The organism is Afifella marina DSM 2698, from assembly GCF_900102695.1.
GTDB lineage: Bacteria > Pseudomonadota > Alphaproteobacteria > Rhizobiales > Afifellaceae > Afifella > Afifella marina.
In genome coordinates this window covers 139,411-163,949 of the sequence record NZ_FMVW01000005.1, presented here as the reverse complement: position 1 = coordinate 163,949, position 24,539 = coordinate 139,411, and the positions used below count along the sequence as shown (strand labels likewise).

At 64.9% G+C, this 24,539-nt stretch carries 18 protein-coding genes and 1 tRNA gene; 8 read left to right on the top strand and 11 right to left on the bottom strand.

What is annotated here, in order from left to right:
* Positions 1-60: 60 nt before the first annotated feature.
* On the bottom strand, positions 61-957 hold the full coding sequence (galU, locus tag BLP76_RS12070) for a UTP--glucose-1-phosphate uridylyltransferase GalU (RefSeq protein ID WP_092813249.1): 897 nt from the start codon (positions 955-957) through the stop codon (positions 61-63).
* A gap of 148 nt (positions 958-1,105) precedes the next feature.
* Between galU and galE the strand changes: the two genes are divergently transcribed.
* Entirely contained in the window at positions 1,106-2,092 is a 987-nt protein-coding gene (gene galE / locus BLP76_RS12065) for a UDP-glucose 4-epimerase GalE (RefSeq protein WP_092813246.1), read from the top strand.
* A gap of 230 nt (positions 2,093-2,322) precedes the next feature.
* Positions 2,323-3,780, top strand: coding sequence for an SGNH/GDSL hydrolase family protein (locus BLP76_RS12060; protein ID WP_092813243.1), 1,458 nt, complete (start codon positions 2,323-2,325; stop codon positions 3,778-3,780).
* An 87-nt stretch (positions 3,781-3,867) separates the two neighbouring features.
* Here BLP76_RS12060 and BLP76_RS12055 read toward each other — a convergent pair whose 3' ends face one another.
* Together BLP76_RS12055 and gltB are read right to left on the bottom strand one after the other, a co-directional pair.
* Positions 3,868-5,307, bottom strand: coding sequence for a glutamate synthase subunit beta (locus BLP76_RS12055; protein WP_092813240.1), 1,440 nt, complete (start codon positions 5,305-5,307; stop codon positions 3,868-3,870).
* Between the two features lie 252 nt (positions 5,308-5,559).
* Positions 5,560-10,287 carry a glutamate synthase large subunit gene (gene gltB / locus BLP76_RS12050; RefSeq protein ID WP_092813237.1) on the bottom strand — a complete coding sequence of 1,576 codons (4,728 nt, stop codon included), beginning with the start codon at positions 10,285-10,287 and terminating at the stop codon, positions 5,560-5,562.
* Between the two features lie 820 nt (positions 10,288-11,107).
* Here gltB and BLP76_RS12045 point away from each other — a divergent pair.
* A complete protein-coding gene (locus BLP76_RS12045) occupies positions 11,108-12,166 on the top strand; it encodes a threonine aldolase family protein (RefSeq protein WP_092813234.1) in 1,059 nt (352 codons plus the stop codon).
* Positions 12,167-12,287: 121 nt separating this feature from the next.
* Here BLP76_RS12045 and BLP76_RS12040 read toward each other — a convergent pair whose 3' ends face one another.
* Positions 12,288-12,914, bottom strand: coding sequence for a GNAT family N-acetyltransferase (locus BLP76_RS12040; RefSeq protein WP_171904399.1), 627 nt, complete (start codon positions 12,912-12,914; stop codon positions 12,288-12,290).
* Between the two features lie 126 nt (positions 12,915-13,040).
* Positions 13,041-13,523, bottom strand: coding sequence for an Hsp20 family protein (locus BLP76_RS12035; RefSeq protein ID WP_092813751.1), 483 nt, complete (start codon positions 13,521-13,523; stop codon positions 13,041-13,043).
* A 283-nt stretch (positions 13,524-13,806) separates the two neighbouring features.
* Between BLP76_RS12035 and BLP76_RS12030 the strand changes: the two genes are divergently transcribed.
* Positions 13,807-14,226 carry a hypothetical protein gene (locus tag BLP76_RS12030; protein WP_092813227.1) on the top strand — a complete coding sequence of 140 codons (420 nt, stop codon included), beginning with the start codon at positions 13,807-13,809 and terminating at the stop codon, positions 14,224-14,226.
* Between the two features lie 224 nt (positions 14,227-14,450).
* Entirely contained in the window at positions 14,451-15,443 is a 993-nt protein-coding gene (locus BLP76_RS12025; RefSeq protein ID WP_244514566.1) for an alpha/beta fold hydrolase, read from the top strand.
* On the opposite strand, the gene hisN is transcribed toward BLP76_RS12025, so the two are convergent.
* Positions 15,409-16,185, bottom strand: a complete 777-nt coding sequence (gene hisN / locus BLP76_RS12020) for a histidinol-phosphatase (protein WP_171904398.1) — start codon at positions 16,183-16,185, stop codon at positions 15,409-15,411. The two genes, BLP76_RS12025 and hisN, sit on opposite strands and share 35 nt — an antisense overlap.
* Positions 16,186-16,524: 339 nt before the next feature.
* On the bottom strand, positions 16,525-17,421 hold the full coding sequence (locus BLP76_RS12015) for an N-formylglutamate amidohydrolase (RefSeq protein WP_420867619.1): 897 nt from the start codon (positions 17,419-17,421) through the stop codon (positions 16,525-16,527).
* Positions 17,422-17,573: 152 nt separating this feature from the next.
* Between BLP76_RS12015 and cpdR the strand changes: the two genes are divergently transcribed.
* Together cpdR and BLP76_RS12005 are read left to right on the top strand one after the other, a co-directional pair.
* Positions 17,574-17,936 carry a cell cycle two-component system response regulator CpdR gene (gene cpdR / locus BLP76_RS12010; RefSeq protein WP_092813218.1) on the top strand — a complete coding sequence of 121 codons (363 nt, stop codon included), beginning with the start codon at positions 17,574-17,576 and terminating at the stop codon, positions 17,934-17,936.
* Between the two features lie 135 nt (positions 17,937-18,071).
* Positions 18,072-18,146 (top strand) — tRNA-Val (locus BLP76_RS12005).
* A 57-nt stretch (positions 18,147-18,203) separates the two neighbouring features.
* On the opposite strand, the gene BLP76_RS12000 is transcribed toward BLP76_RS12005, so the two are convergent.
* The gene (locus tag BLP76_RS12000) at positions 18,204-19,502 is read right to left on the bottom strand and encodes a glycosyltransferase family 87 protein (protein WP_092813215.1); all 1,299 of its coding nucleotides are present in this window, start codon (positions 19,500-19,502) and stop codon (positions 18,204-18,206) included.
* A gap of 435 nt (positions 19,503-19,937) precedes the next feature.
* On the opposite strand from BLP76_RS12000, the gene BLP76_RS11995 reads away from it, so the two are divergent.
* Positions 19,938-20,165 carry a hypothetical protein gene (locus BLP76_RS11995; RefSeq protein WP_092813212.1) on the top strand — a complete coding sequence of 76 codons (228 nt, stop codon included), beginning with the start codon at positions 19,938-19,940 and terminating at the stop codon, positions 20,163-20,165.
* 101 nt (positions 20,166-20,266) lie between these two features.
* Here the strand turns inward: BLP76_RS11995 and BLP76_RS11990 are convergent, their stop codons facing one another.
* The 3 genes from BLP76_RS11990 to BLP76_RS11980 form a co-directional block, all read right to left on the bottom strand.
* Complete coding sequence (locus BLP76_RS11990) at positions 20,267-21,802, bottom strand: putative bifunctional diguanylate cyclase/phosphodiesterase (RefSeq protein ID WP_170130478.1); 1,536 nt, start codon at positions 21,800-21,802, stop codon at positions 20,267-20,269.
* A gap of 280 nt (positions 21,803-22,082) precedes the next feature.
* Complete coding sequence (locus tag BLP76_RS11985; protein ID WP_092813206.1) at positions 22,083-22,859, bottom strand: SDR family NAD(P)-dependent oxidoreductase; 777 nt, start codon at positions 22,857-22,859, stop codon at positions 22,083-22,085.
* Positions 22,860-22,886: 27 nt separating this feature from the next.
* Positions 22,887-24,503 (bottom strand): TRAP transporter large permease, encoded by a 1,617-nt coding sequence (locus tag BLP76_RS11980; RefSeq protein ID WP_092813203.1) that lies wholly within the window; start codon positions 24,501-24,503, stop codon positions 22,887-22,889.
* Positions 24,504-24,539 lie beyond the last annotated feature (36 nt).

The following is a 24,539-nucleotide window of genomic DNA, read 5'->3' as shown; positions in this document are numbered from 1 at the left end:
AGGCGGCGCCCCCTGATACAGCGGCGCCCGTATAAAGCGGCGCCGCCGTGATCGGCGAAACTAGCTGACGAGGCCCTTCAGCCAATCCTTGCCGAGCTTCTTCAGCTCCGCCTTGAAATCGTCCGCGATATCCTCGCGGTCGAGCGCATAGGCGACATTGGCGGCAAGGAAGCCGGATTTCGCGCCGCAATCGAAGGTCACGCCGCGGAAGCGCACGCCGGTGAAACGCTGCTTCTCGGACAGAGCCTTCATGCCGTCGGTCAACTGGATCTCGCCGCCGGCGCCGGGCTTCGTCGTCTCCAGAAGCTTGAAGATCTCCGGCTGCAGGATGTAGCGGCCGGAAATGTAGAAGGTCGAGGGCGCCTCTTCCTTCTTCGGCTTCTCCACCATGCCGGTGATTTCGACGCCGACATCGTCGTCTTCGCCAAGGGCCACGATGCCGTATTTGTGCACCTGTTCCGGCACCGTCTCTTCAAGCGCGATGACATTGCCGCCGTGCTTTTCGTAGGCCGTCATCATCTGCGCCAGGCAGCCGGGTTCTGAACGCATCAGCATGTCGGGCAGAAGCACGGCAAACGGCTCGTCGCCGACGATCTCGCGCGCGCACCAGATCGCATGGCCGAGACCGAGCGGCGCCTGCTGGCGGGTAAAGCTCGTCCCGCCCGCCGGCGGCAATTCGGCCTTCAACACGTCGAGCTCGGCATTCTTGCCGCGCGCCTTCAGCGTGTCTTCGAGCTCGGGCTGGATATCGAAATGGTCTTCGATGACGCCCTTGCCGCGCCCGGTGACGAAGACGAAATGCTCGATGCCGGCCGCCTTCGCCTCGTCGACCACATATTGCAGAACGGGCCGGTCGACGATCGTCAGCATCTCCTTCGGCACGGCTTTGGTAGCGGGAAGAAATCGTGTGCCGAGGCCTGCGACAGGCAGGACGGCTTTTCTGATCCGGTTAACCACGGGAACCTCTTCGGGTACGGACAAGCGCGACACCCGTTTAGAATAAGCGTCCCGCACTAGTCCAGGCGGGTCGGGGCGGCGCGCGTTGGCTCAAAACCTAGGCGATGCCGCAAAAAGTGAAGGCCAGCAGGAGAGAGGACGGGCGCGCATGAGCGTTCTGGTAACGGGAGGCGCCGGTTATCTGGGTAGCCAGCTCGTGCTCGCGCTGCGCGACGAGGGCGAGAACGTCGTCGTCCTCGACAACCTTTCCACAGGCTATGAATGGGCGGTGCCGAGAGGCGCCGAACTCGTCATCGGCGATGTCGGCGACCGCCTTCTCCTCAACCATCTCATGCGCACGCGCCGCGTCGATGCCGTCCTGCATCTCGCCGGCGCCCTCGTCGTTGCCGATTCCGTCGCCGATCCGCTCGGCTATTATCTGAACCACTCGATCAAGACGCGCGAATTGATCGCCGCCGCAGTCGCCAACGGCGTCGAACACATCGTTCTGTCCTCCTCGACCGCCGTTTACGGCCACCCTGCCGAAAATCCGGTCCCGGAGACCGCGCCGCTCGAGCCGCTGACGCCCTATGCCGTCTTCAAGGCCTCGGCGGAGCGCATGCTCGCTGAGGCCGGCGCCTCCTATGGGCTGAAGAGCGTCAGCCTGCGCACCGGCCATATCGCCGGCGCCGATCCGTCGGGCCGCGTCGGCCATGCGATCGTCGGCGCCACCGATCTCGTCAAGATCGTGCTCGAGGCAGCCCTCGGCCGGCGCGAATACGTGCCCGTCTTCGGCACGGATTACGACACGCCGGACGGCACCGGCATCCGCGATTACGTGCATGTCGCCGACGCCGCCGATGCGCATTTGGCCGCCCTTGCCTATCTCAGAGCCGGCGGCGAAAGCGTGACCGTCAATTGCGGCTATGGCCAGGGCCACTCCGTGCTCGAAGTGATCGACGCGGTGCAAAGGATCGCCGGCAAAGTCCTCGATGTGCGCGCCCGCGCCCGCCGGGCCGACGATATCGTCAGCCTCGTCGCCGATCCGCGCCGCATCCTGCAAACGCTCGCCTGGCAGCCGCGCTTCTCCAATCTCGAAACGATCCTGGAACACGCGCTCGCCTGGGAGGCCCGCGCGGCGATGCGCGCCGCCTGAGGCGGGATCCCCTTCTTTCTCAAGTCGTCTTTCTCGTGTCGGCCTTGCACGGCGGCTTTTGCCGCGCCGGAAGCCACGCTAACATGGGCCTTCAAACGAGCGGCTTGAACGCCGCGCCGGTTCGCGTCATGTGCTGCGCCACGATGAAGCCTCGGCGCAAAGCCGAAAGGCGCCGCCACCGTCGATCCGGGTGATCGACCGGACGAACCGGCCAGGCGCGGGAGCATGAAATGCGCAGGATCTTTGCAGCTGTCGTGATCGGCCTCGCCGCTCTCGCCTTTCTCGGCGCGGAGATGGATGGCGTCACCTCGCGTGCCGCGGCGGCGGAGGCGATCGTCGTCGCCCAGAACGACCGCCAGCCCTCCCTCTTCCGCTTCCTGTTCGGGCCAAAGCGCAACGCCCAGCCGCAGCGCCAGGAGCCGCAGACGCGCCAGCGCGCCCCGCAGCGCTCCACCCCGCGCCGGTCGACGCGCCGCAGCGCGCCGCGCGCGCCCGTGGAGCCGCAGGTCGACATCGTGGAAAAGGCGGAAGACGCCAAGCGCGTCCTCGTCGTCGGCGATTTCTTCGCCCGCAGCCTCGCCAAGGGCCTCGACGAAGCCTTCGCGGAAAACCCGAAAGTCATGATCATCCAGGCCGCCAACGGCTCCTCGGGCCTGGTGCGCGACGATTTCTACGACTGGCCGGCGCGGCTTCCCGAGCTCATCGAAGAGCACAAGCCGGATGCCGTCGTCGTCATGCTGGGCGGCAACGACCGCCAGGAGATCGGCAAGCTCGCCGTGCGCGGCGACGAATGGAACGAGGCCTATGGCGACCGCGTCGCAAAACTCGCCAATGTCATCGCCGAAAGCGGCGAGCCGGGCATCTGGGTCGGCCTCGTGCCGGTCGCCTCCTCCGTCATGTCGCGCGATTACAGCGCCTTCAATTCCATCTATCGCGAGACGCTGGAAGATTCGCCGGTGAAGTTCGTCGATGTGTGGAACGGCTTTGCCGACGACGAAGGCAAATACGTCTCCTCCGGCCCGGACATGAACGGCCAGAACCGCCAGCTGCGCGTCGGCGACGGGCTCAATTTCACCCGCGCCGGCCAGCGCAAGCTCGCCTTCTTCATCGAGCGCGATCTGCAGGAAATCCTGAAGACCGGCTCGCCGTTCCTGGCCTCGCTCGAAGAGGGCGAAGCCGCGGCGGAGAAAGAAGCCCGTCCCGCGATCAGCGCCATGATCCCGATCGATAAGCTGATTTTGGGCAATGCCGGCGGTCTCTCCACCTATACGCCCCGGATCAGCGCCGAAAAGCCGACAGGCGCCGACAAGGAAGGCAGCGACGAGGACGCGTCTGCAGGAGAGGACGAAACGGCCGCTGTGCCGCGCTCCTCGCCCGCCGAGGCGGCACCCCAGACGGCCGAAAAAGCGGCCGGAGAAGGCGATGTCGAGCCGGAGGCCGACGCCCTGCTTGCCAAAATGATCGCCGGCACGCCGCCGCCGGCCGGCCGCATCGACGATTACCGCTGGCCGCCGGAACGGCGCACGCCGCCCGTCAAGCCGACTGACAAGGCACCCGAAACGTCATCTGAAAATCCTGCAGACAAGCCGGCCGAAAGCGATGAAAGTGCTTCGGCCGACACCTCGCCCGAAGCTGAGGCCGAGAATCCGGAAGCGGCGGAACGCGCAGCCGCCGCCGCCGCCGAATAGGCCTCACGCGCCGAAAAGCACCAGAACCCCGGCCACCTTCACCTCTGGCGCCCACCTCTGGCGCCAGATCGTCCCTCGCCTCCGCCGTTACAGCGGCAGCGAGGTCTCGCCCATCAAAAACTGGTCGATCGAGCGTGCCGCCTGCCGGCCCTCGCGGATCGCCCACACCACCAGCGACTGGCCGCGGCGCACATCGCCGGCCGCGAACACCTTGTCGACCGAGGTGCGATAGCTCTTTTCGTCGGCGAGAATGTTGGTGCGCCGGTCCTGCTTCAGCGCGCCGCCGAATTCCTTGACGAAGGTGTCTTCCAGAGGTCCGGCAAAGCCGATGGCGATGAAGGCGAGGTCGGCCTTGAGGATGAATTCCGTGCCTTCGAGCGGCTGACGTTTTTCATCGACGCGGGCGCATTTCACCCCGGTCAGAACGCCGTTCTTGCCGACGAATTCGAGCGTCGCCGCCTGGAATTCGCGCTCCGCCCCTTCCGCCTGGCTGGAGGAGGTCCGAAGCTTCGTCGGCCAATACGGCCAGACGAGCGCCTTGTTCTCCTTCTCCGGCGGGCAGGCGCGGATATCGAGCTGCGTGACGGAAATCGCGCCCTGGCGGAAAGCCGTGCCGACGCAGTCCGACGCCGTGTCGCCGCCCCCGACGACGACGACGTGCCGGCGCCCGGCCCAGATGTCGTCGGGATGGTCGATCTCCGGCACCGGCTCGCCGTTCACGCGCCGGTTCGACTGGATGAGATAGGGCATGGCGTAATGCACGCCGGTCAATTCCATGCCGCCGATGCCCGGATCGCGCGGCCGCTCAGAACCGGTGGCGATCAGCACCGCATCATGCTCGTCGACGAGTTCCTTCATCGGCGTCGTCACGCCGATATTGACGCCGTAATGGAAGATGACGCCCTCGCCTTCCATCTGCGTCACGCGCCGGTCGATATGGTATTTTTCCATCTTGAAGTCGGGAATGCCGTAGCGGCAGAGCCCGCCGGCCTTCGGCTCGCGCTCATAGACATGCACGTCGTGGCCGACGCGCGCCAGCTGCTGGGCGGCCGCCATGCCCGCCGGTCCCGAACCGATGATGGCGATGCGCTTGCCGGTCTTTCGCTCCGCCGGCTGCGGACGGATCCAGCCTTCCTGGAAAGCCTTGTCGGCAACCGCCTGCTCCACCGTCTTGATGGTGACGGGCGCGTCTTCGAGATTGAGCGTGCACGCTTCTTCGCAAGGTGCCGGACAGATCCGGCCGGTCCATTCGGGAAAATTATTGGTGGAATGGAGGTTGCGTGCGGCCTCCTCCCAATCGTCCTGCCAGACGAGATCGTTCCAGTCCGGGATCTGGTTGTGCACCGGGCAGCCCGTCGGCCCGTGGCAATAGGGAATGCCGCAATCCATGCAGCGCGAGGCCTGCCGGCGCACTTCCGGCTCCGGCAAGGGCAGGACGAATTCCTTGAAATGCCGGATGCGGTCGGACGCCGGCTGGTAGCGCTGTTCCTGCCGATCGATCTCCAGAAAGCCTGTGACTTTAGCCATAACTACGCTTCACCCGTCATTCCCGCTGCCGCGCTCGCAATCGTCGTGCCGAAAGCCCGCCGCCGGAGGTCCCGCCTCGATCCGGTCAGGCTTCATGCCGCAGCCTTTTTTGGATTTCCAGTTCCGCCTGGCGGGCAAATGCCCGCAGATCGGCCCCATGCCCTACTCGCGTCGCCCTCGCTCGCGTGTCTCTCGTCGCGCGTTCCGCACCTGTCTTGATGGGCCGGCCTGTCGCCGGCCCCGACCTTTGCCTCACTCCGCCGCGATGCGTCGTCCGCCGCCCATGCGGCGTTCTTCCATCTCGACCAGCGCACGACGATACTCGACCGGCATCACCTTCACGAATTTCGGCCGGAAGTCCGCCCAGTTCTCCAGGATGTGCTTGGCACGCTTGGAGCCCGTGTAATGGTGATGGTTGGTGATGAGCGTCAAAAGCCGCTCTTCGTCATGCGTGTTCATGTTGGAGGAGACGTTGACGCGGCCGTGCCATTCCATGTCGCCGCCATGGTGGTGCAGCTCTTCCAGAAGCGCCTCTTCCTCCGGCACCGGTTCGAGCTCGACCATGGCGAGGTTGCAGCGCCGTTCAAACGAGCCGTCCTCGTCGAGCACATAGGCGATGCCCCCCGACATGCCGGCCGCGAAGTTGCGGCCCGTCTCGCCGATGACGACGACGATGCCGCCCGTCATGTATTCGCAGCCATGGTCGCCGCAGCCTTCCACGACCGCGATCGCCCCGGAATTGCGGACGGCGAAGCGCTCGCCGGCAACGCCGGAGAAGTAGCACTCGCCCTCGATGGCGCCGTAAAGCAACGTATTGCCGACGATGATCGCCTGCTCGGCCGGCAGCTGGAAACCCTCCGCCGGCCGCACCACGATGCGCCCGCCGCAAAGTCCCTTGCCGACATAATCGTTGGCGTCGCCCTCGAGGTCGAAGGTCACGCCGCGGGCCAAAAACGCCCCGAAGGACTGGCCGGCCGTTCCCTTCATCTTCACCACGATCGTGTCGTCGGGCAGGCCCTCATGGCCGTAGCGCTTGGCAATCTCACCCGACAGCATGGCACCGACGGAACGGTCGAGATTGGCGACCGTCACATCGATCTGCACCGGCTCGCCGCGTTCGAGCGCCGGTGCCGCTTCCTTGATCAGCTTGCGGTCGAGCACCGTCTCGATCGGATGCTCCTGGCGCCGTGTCCAGCGGACCTCGTCGTCAGGCGCGTCCTGGCGATAGAAGAGCTTGGAGAAATCGAGCCCCTTCGCCTTCCAGTGCTTGATGAGCGGCATCGTGTCGAGGCGGTCGGAGCGTCCGACGAGCTCTTCGAGCTTGCGCACGCCCATCGCCGCCATGATCTCGCGGACCTCTTCGGCAACGAAGAAGAAGTAGTTGATCACATGCTCCGGCGCACCGCGGAAGCGCTTGCGCAACACCGGGTCCTGGGTGGCGACGCCGACCGGGCAGGTGTTGAGATGGCATTTGCGCATCATGATGCAGCCGGCCGCAATCAGTGGCGCGGTCGAGAAGCCGAATTCGTCGGCACCGAGCAGCGCCCCCACGATCACGTCGCGGCCGGTCCTGAGCCCGCCGTCGACCTGCAGCGCCACGCGCGAACGCAGCCCCTCATGCACCAGCGTCTGATGGGTCTCGGCAAGGCCGATCTCCCAGGGCAAGCCCGCATGCTTGATGGAGGTGAGCGGCGAGGCGCCCGTTCCGCCGTCATAGCCGGAAATGGTGATGTGGTCGGCGCGCGCCTTGGCCACACCGGCCGCAACCGTGCCGACGCCCACTTCCGCGACGAGCTTCACCGACACGTCGGCCGCCGGATTGACGTTCTTCAAATCGAAGATGAGCTGCGCCAGATCCTCGATCGAATAGATGTCGTGATGCGGCGGCGGCGAAATGAGGCCGACGCCCGGCGTCGAATGCCGGACCTTGGCGATTACCGCATCGACCTTGTGGCCGGGCAGCTGGCCGCCTTCGCCGGGCTTTGCGCCCTGCGCCACCTTGATCTGCATCATGTCTGAATTGACGAGATATTCCGTCGTCACGCCGAAGCGGCCGGAGGCGACCTGCTTGATCGCGGAACGCTCCGAATCTCCGTTCGGCTTCGGCACGAAGCGTTCCGGCTCCTCGCCGCCCTCGCCGGTGTTCGACTTGCCGCCGATCCGGTTCATGGCGACGGCGAGCGTCGTATGCGCCTCGCGCGAAATCGACCCGAAGCTCATCGCACCGGTGGCGAAGCGCTTGACGATCTCGGCAGCCGGCTCGACCTCTTCCAGAGGCACCGGCTCCAGATCCATGGCTTCCGCCTCGCGGATTCTGAACAGCGAGCGGATCGTCAGCCGCTTCGCCGCCTCGCCGTTGACCATCTCCGAGAAGGTGCGGAAGCGTTCAAAGCCTTCGCCGCGCACCGCATGCTGCAGATGCGCCACGGCATCGGGCGTCCACACATGGTCTTCGCCGCGCATGCGGAAGCCGTATTCGCCGCCGACTTCGAGCGTGCGCCTCAGAACCGGGTCGTCGCCGAAGGCGAGGCGGTGGCGCCGTGCCGTCTCCTCGGCGATCTCTGCAAGACCGACGCCTTCGATCATCGTCGCCGTGCCGAAGAAGAAGCGGTCGACGAAGGCCGAAGACAGGCCCACAGCATCGAAGATCTGCGCGCCGCAATAGGATTGGTAGGTGGAGATGCCCATCTTGGACATCACCTTCAAAATCCCCTTGCCGACGGATTTGATGAAGCGTTCCACCACTTCGCGCGCATCGACGACGTCCGGGAAGTCGCCGCGCTCATGCATCTGCGCCAGTGTCTCGAAGGCGAGATAGGGGTTGATCGCCTCGGCCCCATAGCCGGCGAGCACCGCGAAATGATGCACTTCGCGCGCCTCGCCCGTCTCCACCACGAGACCGACCGAGGTTCTGAGCCCCTTGCGGATCAGGTGATGGTGGACGGCCGCCGTCGCCAGAAGCGCCGGCATGGCGATGCGCTGCGGCCCGACCAGGCGGTCCGACAGGATGATGATGTTGTAGCCTTCCAGCACCGCCTTTTCCGCACGCTGGCAGAGACGGTCGAGGGCATCTTCCATCCCGTCGGCGCCGAGGCTCGCATTGTAGGTGATGTCGAGCGTCTTCGTCAGGAAATGGTTGTCGGCGATATCGCCGATGCCGCGGATCTTTTCGAGATCGGCATTGGTCAGGATCGGCTGACGCACTTCCAGGCGCTTGCGCTCCGAAAGGCCTTCCAGATCGAAGAGGTTCGGCCGCGGCCCGATGAAGGAGACGAGGCTCATGACGATTTCTTCGCGGATCGGATCGATCGGCGGGTTCGTCACCTGGGCGAAGTTCTGCTTGAAATAGGTGTAGAGCAGCTTCGGCTTGTCGGAGAGCACGGAGACCGGCGTATCGGTGCCCATGGAGCCGATCGCCTCCTGGCCGGTCACCGCCATCGGCGCCATCAGGATCTTCTGGTCTTCCTGCGTATAGCCGAAGGCCTGCTGGCGATCGAGCAGCGAGGCCGCCGTCGTCGGCGCGCGTGAGGCGACCTCCGGCATGTCTTCCAGAACGATCTGCGTGCGGGCGAGCCACTGGCGATAGGGATTGCCTTCCGAAAGGCGCGCCTTCAGTTCGCCGTCGTCGATGATGCGGCCTTCCTTGAGGTCGATGAGCAGCATCCGACCCGGCTGCAGCCGCCATTTGCGCACGATCGAGCTTTCGTCCACCGGCAGAACGCCCGCTTCGGACGCCATGATGACGAAGCCGTCGTCGGTGACGACATAGCGCGCCGGCCGAAGCCCGTTGCGGTCGAGCGTGGCACCGATCTGGCGTCCGTCGGTGAAGGCGATCGCCGCAGGCCCGTCCCACGGCTCCATCAAGGCCGCATGGTACTGGTAGAAAGCCCGCCGCTTCTCGTCCATCAGCGGATTGCCGGCCCAGGCCTCCGGCACCAGCATCATCGCCGCATGGGCGAGCTCGTAGCCGCCGATGGTCAGAAACTCGAGCGCATTGTCGAAGCAGGCCGTGTCCGACTGCCCCTCATAGGAGATCGGCCACAATTTATCGATGTCGGAGCCGAGAAGCGGCGAGGAGATCGACGCCTGCCGCGCCGCCATCCAGTTGACGTTGCCTCTGAGCGTGTTGATCTCGCCGTTATGGGCGACCATCCGGTAGGGATGGGCGAGCTTCCAGGACGGGAACGTGTTCGTCGAAAAGCGCTGATGCACGAGTGCCAGCGCCGAGGCGAAGCGCGGATCCGACAGGTCCTTGTAATATTCGCCGAGCTGATGGGCGAGGAACATGCCCTTGTAGACGGCGGTCCGGCTCGACATCGAGACGATGTAGAAGCCCTTGTCGCGCCCGTCGCTCTCGTGGAAGACCCGGTTGGAGATGATCTTGCGCAGAATGTAGAGACGGCGCTCGAAATCGTCGTCTTCGAGCCCGTCGGCCGCGCCGATGAACACCTGCCGGTGCACGGGCTCCGCCGCACGGATCTTCTGCGCCTTCGACAGGCAGGCATTGTCGACCGGCACGTCGCGCCAGCCGAGAACCGTCTGGCCTTCCTCGGCCACCACCTGTTCCACGACGCCTTCCAGATGCCGGCGCAGCTCCGCGTCCTGCGGCATGAAGATGACGCCGACGGCATAGCGGCCGAGCGGCGGCAGCGAAAAGCCATGCGCCTCCGCCTCGGCGCGGAAGAATTCGTCGGGGAGCTGGATCAGCATGCCCGCCCCGTCGCCGACCTCGGGGTCGGCGCCGACGGCACCGCGATGCGTCAGATTGTTGAGGATCTTGAGGCCGTGCTCGACGATCGTGTGCGAAGGCCGCGCCTTCAGATCGGCGATAAAGCCGACGCCGCAGGCGTCGCGCTCGCCGCGCGGATCGAGAAGACCTTTGCCGGCGGCCGGCGTTTTTCGCGCCCCGCGCACGCGCTCCGCGCGCTCAAACGCCTCGGCTGCTGCGCGCATCCGCTCGCTCTTGAGGTGAGGTTCCATCGTCACGGCCTGCCTCCGCCATCTCGCCCCGCACCGAAACCCTTCGTCTCGGGGCACCTCTTCCGTTCGGGTCGCACGCCTCGTTCAGGACATGCGGCTCGAGCAATCGGCTCAACGCCGTAGCTCATACTTAACTGGTTGGGCACATTCGGGTTGAGCGGAATGCCCTTCGCTCTGCCCTTGGGTGCCCCGTCGTCGTTGTCGGCGATCCCGGGACCGGCGCCCTCCACCAACTAGGACAGAAGGCCTGTCCTATCCATTCACCATCTCAAATTTTGCAAGAGACGACAAGTCGACTCTCCGAACCGCTCGAAGGCCGAACGGAGCTGTTGCGTCGTCGCCGGCACCGCAGGGTGAAATCCGTGGCAAGCTTCTCCGTCGTGGAGAGAAGCTTCACGGCGGCGGCTGGGCAGCTTTCGCCAACCGTCTATGCCAGAATTTCCCGCCCCGTCAAAGGAGAGATGGGACTTCGCCAAAATTCCCCGATCCTGAATGACTTCTCCTGCCGGGTTCCTCGCGGGCTCGTCTGTCAAAGCCCGAGGCGGAGACTTGGCCGGTCGCGCGGGAGCCTGCGGCCGCGGCCGGGCTTTCGCACATCACCTTGAGGAAGGCGCCGGCAACGCCGCCCGAAGCAACAGAGAAACAGCCAAGAGACAGCCGAGAAACATCGAGAAAAACCGCTCGCGATCGACAGAACTCTCCAAGCCCCCCGTTTTCTGCCGCGAAGACCTCGAAACGGCCGCCCCCCGAGCGCCCGTCCCGGCGTCGCAGGCTGCCGCACCCCCTTGCGCAAGACGCGCGCCGGCCCTAAGCCGCCAAGATGCAATTTGCCAGCGACAATTGGTCCGGCGCCGCGCCGGAAATCGTGGAAGCGATCGCCCATCAGGCGGCCGGCCATGCCGACGCCTATGGCGTGAGCGCCCTCGACCGCGCCGTCGAAGACCGCTTCAACGCGCTTTTCGAGCGTGAGGTGGCCGTCTTCTTCGTCGGCACCGGCACCTCGTCGAACGCGCTCGCGCTCGCCGCCGTCAACAAGCCCGGCGGCGCCGTCTTCTGCCACCGCGAAAGCCATATCGTCGTCGACGAATGCGGTGCGGTGGAATTCCAGACGGGCGGCGCCCGGCTGATGCAGCTCGACGGCCCGCTCGGCAAGATCGATCCGGGCGAGTTCAAGGATGCCGTGTCGCGCTTTGCGCCCAATTTCGTCCATGCCGGCCAGCCGATGGCGCTGTCGCTGACGCAGGCGAGCGAGGTCGGCACCATCTATACGCGCCAGGAGGTCGAGGCGCTGACCGCCATCGCCCATGAGCGCGGCCTTCCCGTGCACATGGACGGGGCGCGCTTTGCCAATGCGCTCGTCAATCTCGGCGAGAACCCGGCCGACATCACCTGGCGCCAGGGCGTCGACATCCTCTCCTTCGGCGGCACCAAGAACGGCTGCGTCTCCGCTGAAGCCCTCGTCTTCTTCGACCCGAAGATGGCGGCCGAGCTTCCCTATCTCAGAAAGCGCGCCGGCCATCTCTTCTCCAAGACCCGCTTCATCGCCGCCCAGTTTCAGGCTTATCTCGCCGACGATCTGTGGCTGCGGCTCGCCGCCCATTCCAATGCCATGGCCGAGCGGCTGCGTGCCGGCATCGAAAGCTCCGACAAGGCCCGCCTCGCCTGGCCGAGCGAGACCAATGAGAGCTTTGCCTTGTTGGGCCGCGAACAGGCAGCCTTCCTGCGCAAGGCCGGCGCCGTCTTCCTGGAATGGCCGCGTCCCCACGGCCTGAAGATCGAGGAAGGCGACGACGAAATCCTCGTGCGCCTCATCACCAATTTCCAGACCAGCGAAGACGAGGTCGACCGTTTCGTCGAACTCCTCGGCGCCAGACTTTAAGAGCGGGATACTTCGGCAGCCGCCGAAGAAGCCACATCGGACGGTCGATTAAATGCGCGCCCCGTCTCCGGGCACGCAAACCTGTCTCGTTGCACGTTGTCTGTTTCTGAGGCGAGACAAACTACGTCAGCGCGATGCGAAACCTCAGCGCCTCGGCATCCTCATAGCCCTCCGGCAGATGAAAACGTTCGACCAGCTCTCCGCCGGCTTTCTCGATCACGCGAATTGACGGCGCATTGGTCGGATCGGTGACGAGGTCGATATGATGAAGGCCCAGCGTCGGCAGCTCGGGCAAGAGCTTTAAAAGAGCCGCGCTCGCCAGACCCTGGTTCCGTCTCCAGGGCACGATCGAATATCCGATATGACCGAGGACATGGGGCGGAAGCTCGCTCGTCCCGGGCTGCCAGCGAACGCTTATGCGGCCGCAAAACCCCTCTTCCCAGATCCAGTAATGAAAGCTCGGAAGCCGGGCGCGCGTCGAGCCGTCCGGCAGGCGAACCGGCCGGTCCGGCACGCTCCGCTCATTCAGACGCGCCAGGAATTGCGCGGGATTTTCATCGATTTCTTTCAATTGCCGCGTCGCGCCGTCGGCCCTGCGATCGTCAGGCTGCCACCCTTCTTCCAGCGCGCGCCGGTAGGCGGGGAGCGCACTCATCTTCGGCTCGATAAAGTCCATCGACATGCCATGACAATCGGATCTGGAGAAATCCAGCACGACCCTCTCCGCACCGACAAGAGCCGATTTCATCATCCCGCCCCGCGTTGAAGTCGCAGGATGCCGGCCGCTTTGGCCCGTCGCATAAAATCCCGCCCAACAAAAAAGGCGCCCCTTCCGGGGCACCTTCGACCGATGACTGGAGGTCGGGTCGGGGTGTCAGGCGGCCTTGCTGGTCGCAACCGACGCATCGATCTGCTTTTCGGACTTGTCCGAACCGCTGATCGCGATCTTGCGCGGCTTCATGGCCTCCGGGATCTCGCGCACGAGATCGATGTGCAGAAGGCCGTTCTCCAGGGTGGCGCCGGTCACTTCGACATGGTCGGCGAGCTGGAAGCGGCGCTCGAAGGAGCGTGCAGCGATCCCGCGATAGAGAATTTCGCGGTCGCGCTCGCTTTCGTCCTCGTTGCGCTGCGCCTTGATCGTGAGAATGTTCTCTTTCGATTCAATATCGATATCGCGCTCGCCGAAGCCGGCCACGGCCATCGTAATGCGGTAGGCGGTCTCGCCGGTGCGCTCGATGTTGTAGGGCGGATAGCTTTGGCCGCCGTTTTCCGAGCCTGCCATGGAATCGAGCATGTTGAACAACCGGTCGAAGCCGACGGTCGAACGGTAAAGCGGGCTCAAATCATACTGACGCATCTGAAGTCCTCCATTGAAGCGACATTCTGGGAAGGAAAAGACGGCCTCTTCGAAAAGCCGATCCGCCCTTTCCGCGGGACCCTTTCGGCGTCCCAATCGAGAAATGGGAACTCCCAAAATCCCTTTCAAGCCTTTTCGTGCATCTCCTGAAAATCGCGGTTTTCCGGGTTTTCGTCGCTGAACGCCAGATGAACGGCCGGTTCTGAACGAGTTCAGTGAGCTCCGCCTAGTCTCCAAACATCGATGGAGGGCAGCCCCTCCGCATCACTGAGGAGACGAAGCCATGAAACTCAACATTCTCGCCGCCGCCGGTCTTGCGACGCTCTCGTTCCTGCCGCTCGCAGCGGGCGCCAGTGCCGCGCCGATCGCCGCCGCCGGCCAGGCCGGCATTACAGTCGAGCGCAGCGAAGCCGTCACCAAGGTCGATTATCGCGGCCGCGGCTGGCGCCATCACGAGCGGCGCTGGAACCATAAGCTCAGCACGCACCGCATCTCGCGCAAGCTGCGCCGCCAGGGCTTCACCCCGGTCCGCTATTTCGACACCCGCGGTCGCGTCTATTCGCTCGCCGCCCGCGGCCGTCGCGGCGCCCCGGTCATGCTCCGGGTCAACGCCTATAACGGTCAGGTCATCAGCGTGAGCCGCATGGGTCCGAAGCACCGCGGTCACACTGGCGGTCACCACGGCGGCTGGCGCCACCGCTAAGCCTCAAACCGCTCCGGCACCCTCGACGGAGCTTCAGGGATCGGGCGCTGCACCCTGCCCCCTCCAGCGTCCGATGACGGAGCCGGCGGCCTTCGGGTCGTCGGCTCCCCTCGTTTGGGCTCGCTCGCATGGGACTCCATCACGTCGGGCACCCCATCGGGGACGAACGCCGCTGCTTGCCGCCCGACCCACTTCCCAGTATCAGCGCTGCGGGAGGCGCAGCCTTGGCCATTCTGTTTGAAACCGAGCAAAATCCGATCCCGGAAGGCGCGAACGCCGAATTCGTGCTGACGCCCGATGGCCGCAAGCTGCGCACCGCCTGGTGGCATCCGGCCGCATCCGCGACGCGTGGCACGATCCTCGTCCTGCATGGGCGGGCGGAATGCATCGAGAAATATTTCGAGACCGTCTCCGAATTGCGCCGTCGCGGCTATTCGGTCGTCACCTTCGACTGGCGCGGCCAGGGCGGGTCCACGCGCAGCCTGCGGGACCCGCGAAAGGGCCATGTCGACGATTTCTCCGAATATCTCGTCGATCTCGAAACGGTGATGCGCGAGGTGGCCCTCCCCCGCTGCCATCCGCCCTACAACATCCTCGCCCATTCGACGGGTGCCGCCATCGCGCTCCTTTATGCCGCGCGCGCCCGCACCCAGGTGGAGCGCATGGTGCTGACGGCGCCGCTTCTGGCGCTTTCAGGCGGGCGCACGCATTTTCTGCGGGTCGTGACGGGCATCCTGAATTATCTCGGCCTCGGCGAGATGTATGCCGGCCCCTTCCGCGGCGACCTCGTTCAGCTCCGCCCCTTCGAGGGCAACCGCGTCACCTCCGACAAGCGACGCTATGAGCGCGTCCGCGAACTGATCGAGGCGCATCCCGAGCTCGGCCTCTCCGGCCCGACCCTGGCCTGGGTGCATTCGGCGCTTCGTGCGGCGGAATTTCTCGCTCTGCCGGAATTTGCCGAACGCGTGCCGCTTCCGGTCCTCATCGCCATGGCCGGCCAGGAGAGCATCGTCTCCAACCGGGCGATCGAAGAGTTCACCCTGCGCATCAAGACCGTCGGCAATGTCCGCATCGCCGGCGCCATGCACGAGATCCTCCAGGAGGACGACCGTTACCGCGAGATCTTCTGGGCCGCCTTCGACGCCTTCATCGGCGAACCCGACGAGGCCTGGCGCACCCCGTTCACGTCGCCAGGAGCGCCTCCACCTCAGGCGTGAGGCGCTTGTCGCCGAGCGCCAGGATGCGTCCGCCGCCCGCCGCCGGCCCGCCGTCCCACCCCGTCACCGCGCCACCCGCACCTTCGATGATCGGGATGAGCGCGGCGATGTCGTAGGGCTTCAACCCCGATTCGACGACGCAATCCATGCCGCCCATCGCCACCATCGCATAGGCGTAGCAATCATAGCCGTAGCGCGTCAGCCGCGCGCGGGCCGAGAGCCTCTCGAATGCCGGCCTCTCCGCTGCGGTGAAGATGTTGGGGTCGGTCGTGGAAATATGCGCGTGGTCGAGCGCCGCGCAGGCGCGCACCTTGATCGGCCCCGTCTCACCGCCGTGCGCCAGAAAGCTGCCGGTCTCGGCTGAGCCGAAAAAACGCTCGCCGACATAAGGCTGCGACATCATCCCGGCCGCGGGCTTACCGTCGATCAAAAGCCCCGTGAGGCAACCCCACAGTGGCAGGCCGCAGATGAAGGCGCGCGTACCGTCGACGGGATCGAGGATCCACACATGCGAGCGGTCCTCGCCTTCGGCGCCGTATTCCTCGCCGATGATGCCGTGCTCGGGATAGGTCTTGCGGATGAGGTCGCGCATGGCGCGCTCGGCGCCGCGATCGGCCTCCGTCACCGGGTCGAAGCCCGCCTCGAGCTTGTTGTCGACGGCGATCGCGGCGCGGAAACGCGGCAGGATCGCTTCGGCCGCCACATCGGCGAGACGGTGCAGGAAGGGGAAAAAGCTTTCCATGGAATGCATAGCAGAGTTGCCGTTTTGCCACTGCGGGAGAAAAGTTATTTTAAATCAGAGGCTTGATCAATTACCCAAAACGTTTGCATTGCCGCTCAGGGTGACTATATCGGGACCCGACGGACAATCTGTGCCGTAAGCCTCTTGCATCTTGTGCAAAGCAGCATAGATTGTGCGTTGCGATACGTTGTATCGCAGCCCTCATTGGGCGTTTCCTCCCTAGACTTGGCCGCACCTCGGTGCGGCCATTTTTCTTTCTAGCCATGCCGTTTTCGAAGGCATGGCGCGTTGGGAGGCAGACCGTGTCGAAGCCGCATCCGCACGAGAACCCGTCACGATTTATTCCGCCGCCTCGTCGAAGGCGACCGGCGGGGCGATCGCGACACCCATCAGGGCCTCGGCCAGATCTTCGACGAGGGCTTGCACGCTCTCGAACCCGTCATGGAGGCGAATCGCCTCTTCGTCCATGTAGAGCCCCCGGTTCACTTCCACCTGCACCACATGCAGTCCGGCCTGCGGACGCCCGTAATGCTCGGTGATGAAGCCCCCGGCATAAGGCTTGTTGCGCGTCACGCAATAGCCGCGCCGCCGCAGCATCTCCACGGCCTGATCGGTGAGTTCCGGGGCGCAGCTCGCGCCGAAACGATCGCCGATGACGAAATCCGGTCGGATGCCTGGCGCGGCGTTGCGTGCCGATGACGGCATCGAATGGCAATCGACGAGAACTGCATAGCCGAACTGTGCGTGAATGGCCGCAAGCCGCTGCCTGAGCGCTTCGTGATAGGGCTGATAGACCCTCTCGATACGCTGCAGCGCTTCGGCGAGCGCGATCGGCCCGGAATAGATCGTCCGGCCTTCGGAGACGATGCGCGGCACCGTCCCGAGCCCGCCCACCGCACGAATCGATCGGCTGTTGGCGTAGCCCGGAAGCGGCTCGCGAAACATCTTGGCCTCGAGCTCGTAGGGCTCGCGGTTCACATCCACATAGGCGCGCGGATAGATGGCGGAGAGAAGCGGCGCCCCGCGTTCCACGACGCCGCCAAACAACATGTCGATCATGAAATCTTCCGACCGCCTGATCGCGATCGCATCGAGCTGCGACTGGGCGAGAAAGCTCTTCGGATAGAAGCGGCCGCTATGCGGGGAATTGAACAGGAAGGGCGAGACCGGGTCAGAGGGCCCCATCAGGCTGAAAGGCCGCAGGGGCGGCAGCTCGTCTCCCACGCGCTCGTCCATCAAAATCCTCTTTTCATATGCGGATATGTTGCCGATCTGCCGCGCCCCTGTCCATAACGAACCGGCCCCGTCATTGTCTCCCGGGCGCTTACCCGATATTTACCGAGCGGGCTCACAACGGACGGGTTCAAGACGGAAGGCGCTGGAGAAGCATGCGAGGTCGAATCCTGCTCGCCGAAGACGACGAAGACATGCGTCGTTTTTTGACCAAAGCTCTCGAACATGCGGGTTATGACGTTCTCGCGTTCGACAATGGTCTGTCGGCTTACAATCGATTGCTCGACGAGCCTTTCAATCTGCTCTTGACCGACATTGTCATGCCGGAGATGGACGGCATCGAGCTGGCACGCAAGGCGTCCGCGCTCGATCCCGATCTGCGAATCATGTTCATCACGGGCTTTGCAGCGGTCGCTCTCAATCCCGATATGGCCGCGCCCCAGGATGCGAAAATCCTGTCGAAGCCGTTCCATCTACGCGACCTCGTCAACGAGGTCGATCGCCTGATCGCGGCCTGAGAGAGGGGCCTCCGGCGCCGGCGCCGCAAACAATATCTTGAAGCGGGGTCAAGAACTCTGCCCGCAGGGCCTTGCACGGCCGAAACGCAGAGGATATATCCCCGCGAGTCGCCTTCGGGCGGCACCCCTTTGGAAGGGCGCGTAGCTCAGCGGGAGAGCACTACGTTGACATCGTAGGGGTCACAGGTTCAATCCCTGTCGCGCCCACCATTCCATCGAAAACTCAAGCCGAAAATTCAGGCCGCCGAAAAGTCAGGCCGCCGAAATTCAGGCCTTTGCCCCCGCCGCCGAATTCTCCGCGGCGGCCGCAGCCCGGCTTGCTGCCCCCCTTGCAGCCATACCTGCAGAGCGCTCCGTCAGCCACCAGATCAGCGCAAAGAGCGCCAAGAGCGTCAGGCCGGCCAAGGCCGGAAGCGTGTCGGGTTTCGTCACCTCGCCCGCCACGTCCCGCGCCCCCTCCGGCGCCAGCAATTGCGGAACCGCCTCGACCAGCCAATAGCCGCAGGTGATGAAGCAGAGCGAAAACAGCGCCCCGATGGCGCCCTTCCCCGCCTTGCCCATGAGATCGGGCAGAAGCAGCGCCAGGCCGACCCCGAGCAGGCTGAGATCGTAATCATAGGCGTATGGGCTGAGGAGGAGCGAGGCGATCGCCGTCACACCGAGGCTCTGGCGCAAGGTAAACGCCCCGAAGGTGACCCGGACGATCGCCGCAAGCGCCACGAGGGCGACCAGCCCTTGCGCCGCGAAGGACGGCGCGACACCGAGCCCGAAACTGCGCGCCGTCGCATAGATCGACACCATGCGGTGGAGCGGAAAGAACCCCTCTTTGAGAAAGATCCCGGTTTCGCGCGTCGCCTCCAGAAACACCGCCCAGATGCCCGCTCCGAAACACACCGTGGCGGCGAGACAGGCGGCAACAACGGTGAGTGCGGCAGCCACCGCCGCGGCGAACCGACGGGCAAGAAGCGTCCTGACGGCAAGGCCCGCCGCAAGATGCGGCTTGATGATCATCAGCCCGAGCGGCACGCCCGCCTGCCATCGCCGCCTCTCAAAACCGAGACAGGCGAGCGCGATCAGCGCCCCCGTCAGAAAGCCGTTCTGCCCGCCGCTGATGCCGATCGCAAAGGCCGGAAAGATCAAGATCGCCACCAGAGCGAAGTCTTCGCCGGCGAGCCGCTTGAGCGCGAAGAGATAGAGCGCGAGCGTGCCGCCGACGAAGACGAGATAGGCGGCGCCGGCCGGCAGAAGTCCGAGCGGCGCCACGACGAGGTCGAAGGGCGGCGGATAGGCCCAGGTCATGAAATCGAGGCCGCCGCGCGCGTGAAGGAGCGGCCAGAGGCTGTCGAAGCGGTAAGCCTCTTCGAGCCGCCCCGCCCAGACGAGGCGTGCGACCAAGTGGAACATGTCGAAATCGACGAGACGCGCCGGCCCGTCCGCCTGCGCGGCAACCGAAAACCGGTAGGCCCGGCCGAGCGTCGCCACCGCGAGAAGCCCCAGGATGAGAGGCTGATAGCGCCGGAAGCGGGCACCGATCTCCTGGCCTGCCGGCATCTCACCGCCGTTCATCGCCTGCCTCCCAGCCCCAGCATCCCCTGTATATCCGCGCCTGCATCTCCACCCGTCCCCGAGACACGCCTCTCCTCACTTCTGGTGGCTCTTATGCGGACCCCGCCGTTAAAATCGGCCTATCGGCACGCGGCCCAAAGACGAAAGGACGGGACGAAGGAAAAAGCCGCAGGAAGGCAGAGACAAACTGTCCGCTGCCACCGTCTGACGAGTCAGGCTAGGTTGACACTCCGGCCATGGGGCTGTCGCATGGCCATGAGGGGGCTCGCCGATACGGCGTCGCTGCGCTTGCAGAGCGAGAGATCGTCTCTGCAGCAACCGATGCCTAAGGGATGCGCCCCCTTTCTGCTGCCGGTCGCGAGCCCTGCTTGCGGCCCGGAGCCTCGGTTGGCAATCCAGCGACACCGCGGGTCGCCTGGAACATGGGAGATTGAGATGGTCCTCACCTTTTTCGGGGTGATCTTCAACCTGGTCGGTATTCTTCTCGTCATGCGATACGGCATCGGCTTTCAGGCGCAAAAGCCCGGCATGCCGGAACCTCGCCCGCCGCAAAACGACGAAGAGCAGGCGATCCTCGAGAACATTCGCCGGGCCGGCCAGTTCGGCATCGTCATCCTCGTCCTCGGCGCCTTCCTCCAGATCCTGGGCATCTTCTACAGTTGAGCCGCACGCGCGCGGCTTCGAGCATCTGCCCCGAGCGGTTGCCCCTGAGCATCTGCCCGCCGCGCACGTGAGCCCTCAGGCGCTCGCGCGCAGGTGAGCCTTCAGGCGCTCGCGCGCACCAGCCGGTTGCGGCCGATGAGGTCGTCGACAGCCTCCAACGGCAGCGGCTCGCTGTAATAGAACCCCTGACCGAGTTGGCATCCGAGCTCGGCGAGCTTCTCGCCGAGCGCCAGCTCCTCTATGCCCTCGGCCGTGGTGTCGATGCCGAGCGCCTGGCTGAGATGCAGGACCGCCTCCACGATCGCCTGCCGGTCTTCGCTCTCCAGCATGCCGGCGATGAAGGAGCGGTCGATCTTGAGCGTGTCGAGATGCAGTTCGCGCAGATGGTAGAGGCCGGAATAGCCGGTGCCGAAATCGTCGAGCGCGACGCGGATCCCGGCTTTGCGCAGCGCCTCAAGCACGGCCTTCACCTCGTCCATGCGCTCCACCAGCGCCGTCTCCGTCAGCTCCACCTCCAGCCGGTGCGGCGCGAATCCGGCGCGCGCCAGAATATCGAGAAGCTGGCTCGGCAGGGCCGGATCGAGAAGCTGCACCGGTGCGAGATTGATCGATAGCGTGAAGCTCGACGGCCATCCGACCGAGGCTTCCATCGCCTGCTCCAGAAGCGTCAGCGTCATCGGGGTCAGCTTGCCGCTGTCCTCCGCCATGGCGATGAACCGGTCCGGCAACAACACCCCCTTCTGCGGGTGCAGCCAGCGCGCCAGCATCTCGAAGCCGACGATGCCGCCCGTCTTGAGGTCGACGACGGGCTGCAGGTAGGGGACGATCTCACGTTTCCCCAGCGCCTCGTCCATTTGCTGCTCGAGCTCGATACGCTCCAGAAGCGCCGAATCCATCCCCGCCTTGAAGAAGTGGAAGCTGCCGCGCTCTTCCGCCTTCACATGGTACATGGCGATATCGGCATTGCGCAGAAGCACGTTCGCCTCGGTGCCGTCGTCGGGATAGACCGCCACGCCGACGCTCGCCCCGATGCGCATGCTGATGCCCTGGGCACGAATCGGCAGCGCCATTTCGTGGACGATCTTGTGAACGAGCCGCAGAAGCTCGTCTGTTCCGTCCTGATACTCGAGGAGCGCGGCGAATTCATCGCCGCCGAAACGCGCCACCACACCCCGTCCTTCCGCAAGCCGCGTCAGACGCTCGGCGACGACGCACAGAACCTCGTCACCCATCTGGTGCCCGTGCAGGTCGTTGACCGGTTTGAAACGGTCGAGATCGATGACCAGCACGGCCACGCGCCGCCCCGCTTCCTGCGCGGTGATCACGTGGCTGTCGAAGATCTCGAAAAGCCGCCGGCGGTTGGGAAGCCCGGTCAAGACGTCGTGCCGAGCAAGACGCTGCGCCTCGCGCTGGGCCATCTCCTTGGCCGCGATCTCCCGGCGCAGCTGCACGACCCGCCAGATCGCGACGACGAGCAGGACGACCGTCATGATGACGGCTGTCCCGAAGATCTCGTCGAGCTCCCAGGATTCGTGGTGGCGGCTGAAATCGTGCAGCGCCTCGAAGAAATCGTAGCTGTGGCTGAAGGCATAGCCCACAGCGGCAGCCGCAGCGATGATCAGAAGGGTTCGGATCACGACCCTGCTCCGGTCGGGCTCCTGAACGTTGGCGGGGGATGGCCTCGGCTCGGAGCGAAACTTGATACGCTGCATAAGACCTCAAAGTTGCGCGTTTCAAACAACAGTCAAGCCTCGCCTCCGTTTCTCAATCTAAACGTGTATATCGCAGAAAAAGGTTTGCCGCTTCTGAATCTTACGCGTCCGCGGGTGCACGACGCGGCTCCAGCGTTGCGTCTCCCGAATAGGGAGCCGGAGAAACGCGCATACGGGCTTGATGGTTCACCCAGCCGAAGCGGGATTATCCGCCGCCCGCAAGCACTTGCCCGCCATCGACCGTCACCGTCGTGCCGCTCACATAGGCGCTGGCCTTGGAGGCGAGATAAAGGAGCGCCCCGTCGAGATCGCCCTCCTCGCCGAAGCGGCGCATCGGATTTTGTTGGATGATCGCCTCGCCTGCCGGGCTTTCCAGGAACTCGCGGTTGATCTCCGTCAGAAACCAGCCCGGCGCGATCGCATTGACGCGAATGCCGTACCGCGCCCATTCGAGCGCCAGCGCCTTGGTGAGATGGACGAGTGCAGCTTTCGAGGTCGCATAAGGCGCCGTCCCCTTGGAAACGGCAAAGCCGAGGACGGAGGCGATGTTGACGATGGCGCCGCCCGTCTTTGCCTTCGCCATGCGCTCTGCGGCCGCCTGCGCCACGAAGAACGCCGCGTCGAGATTGGTCGCCATCACCTGCCGCCAATGCTCGCGTTGAAGCGAGATGGCGGGCCCTGCCGGTGCAATCCCGGCATTGTTGACGAGGATCGTGACGGTGCCGAAACGCGCCTCGGCGACCTCGAAGGCGGCCGTGAGGCTCGCCTCATCGGTGACGTCGCAAGCGACCGCGAGCGCCGCGCCGCCTGCCCCCACGATCTCATCTGCAAGCTCTTCGAGCTTGTCCTGGCGCCGCGCCGTCAGCACCACCTTGGCGCCATTCGCCGCAAGCACCCGCGCAAAACGCCGTCCGAGCCCCGATGAAGCGCCGGTGACGAGCGCCACCTGTCCCGTAAGATCGAAAAGCTCGTCCGCGCGCATGTGATCCCCCTGGAGCTATGGGCCGCTCTAATGCCCGTAGAGCTTGAGCGGCAGCCAGGTTGCCACATCCGGCAGGAACCACAACAGGACGAGCGCAAAGACCTGGATGATCACGAAGGGCACGATCCCGCGATAAATGTCGGTGGTGCGGATATCGGGCGGCGCCACGCCCCGAAGATAGAAGAGAGCGAAACCGAAGGGCGGCGTCAGGAACGAGGTCTGCAGGTTCACCGCCATCATGATGCCGAGCCAGACCGGGCTCATCGTGCCGCCGCCCGGCATCTCCATCTGCAACAGGATCGGCGCTACGATCGGCACGACGATGAAGACGATTTCCAGGAAATCGAGAAAGAAGCCCATCACGAACATGACGAGCATGACGAGAAGGATCGCCGCGAGCGTGCCGCCCGGCAGCGCGGTCAAAAACTCCTCGATGAAATCGGCGCCGCCGAGACCGATGAAGACGATCGAGAACATGCGCGCGCCGATGATGATGGTGAAGACCATCGCCGAAATCGCCATCGTCGACTGACAGACGGCCCCAAGCACCCGCTCGCGGTTTTCATCGCGCCAGGTGAAGGTGCGCCAGAGCGCCATCACCACGCCCCAGGCAAGACCGAGGGTGAGCACCACCGCCGCCCCGATCGCCACCCATTCCTCGACTGAGACGACGCTCCTTTGCGAGCGCAGATCGTAGAACGAGGTGAGGAGGAGAAGGCCGGCCATGCACAGAACGCCGATCAGGATCGGCCCGGCGCGCCGCTCGTCGCGCTTGTAGCCGGCGAGCATCGTGGCGCCGATCGCGCCGACGCCCGCCGCCTCCGTCGGAGAGGCGAGCCCGATCAAAATCGAGCCGAGCACGGCGACGATCAACAGAACCGGCGGGGCGAGCGCATGGATCACCTGACCCCAGAAAGCGAAGCCGGAAAGCTCGCCGAGCTCCTCATGCGGGATCGCCGGCGCTTCGGCCGGATGGAGAAAGACGTAGATGATCTGATAGACGATATAGAGGCCGACGAGCATGAACCCCGGCAGCAGCGCCCCGGCGAAGAGATCGTTCACCGACACCGTGTCGGGCGCGAAGATCCCCATGGAAAACTGTGCGTTCTGATAGGCGACGGAGAGCTGGTCACCCAGAAGCACGAGCACGATCGAGGGCGGGATGATCTGCCCGAGCGTGCCCGACGCCGCGATCGTGCCGCAGGCGAGGCGCTTGTTGTAGCCGCGCTTCACCATCGTCGGCAGCGACATCAGCCCCATCGTGACGACGGTGGCGCCGACGATGCCGGTGGAGGCGGCGAGAAGCGCGCCGACGATGCACACCGAAAACGCCAGACCGCCCGGCACCGAGCCGAAGAGCCGCCCCATATTGTCGAGGAGTTCTTCCGCGACCCGCGATCGCTCCAGCATCACCCCCATGAAGACGAAGAGCGGCACGGCCACGAGCGTCTCGTTGGTCATCGTGCCGAAGATCGACTGCGGGAAGGCCGTCAGAAGCGACAGCGAGAAGACGTCGAAGGCGGAGCCGATGAGAGCAAAGCCGAGCGCCGTGCCGGCGAGCGTGAAGGCGACGGGAAAACCGGCCGTCAACAGCCCGCAGGCCGCCACGAACATCAAGAGACAAAGATGGAGCGGGTCGATCATGAACTTCGCCGATCGCCCGTTCTGCGGACGAGGCCC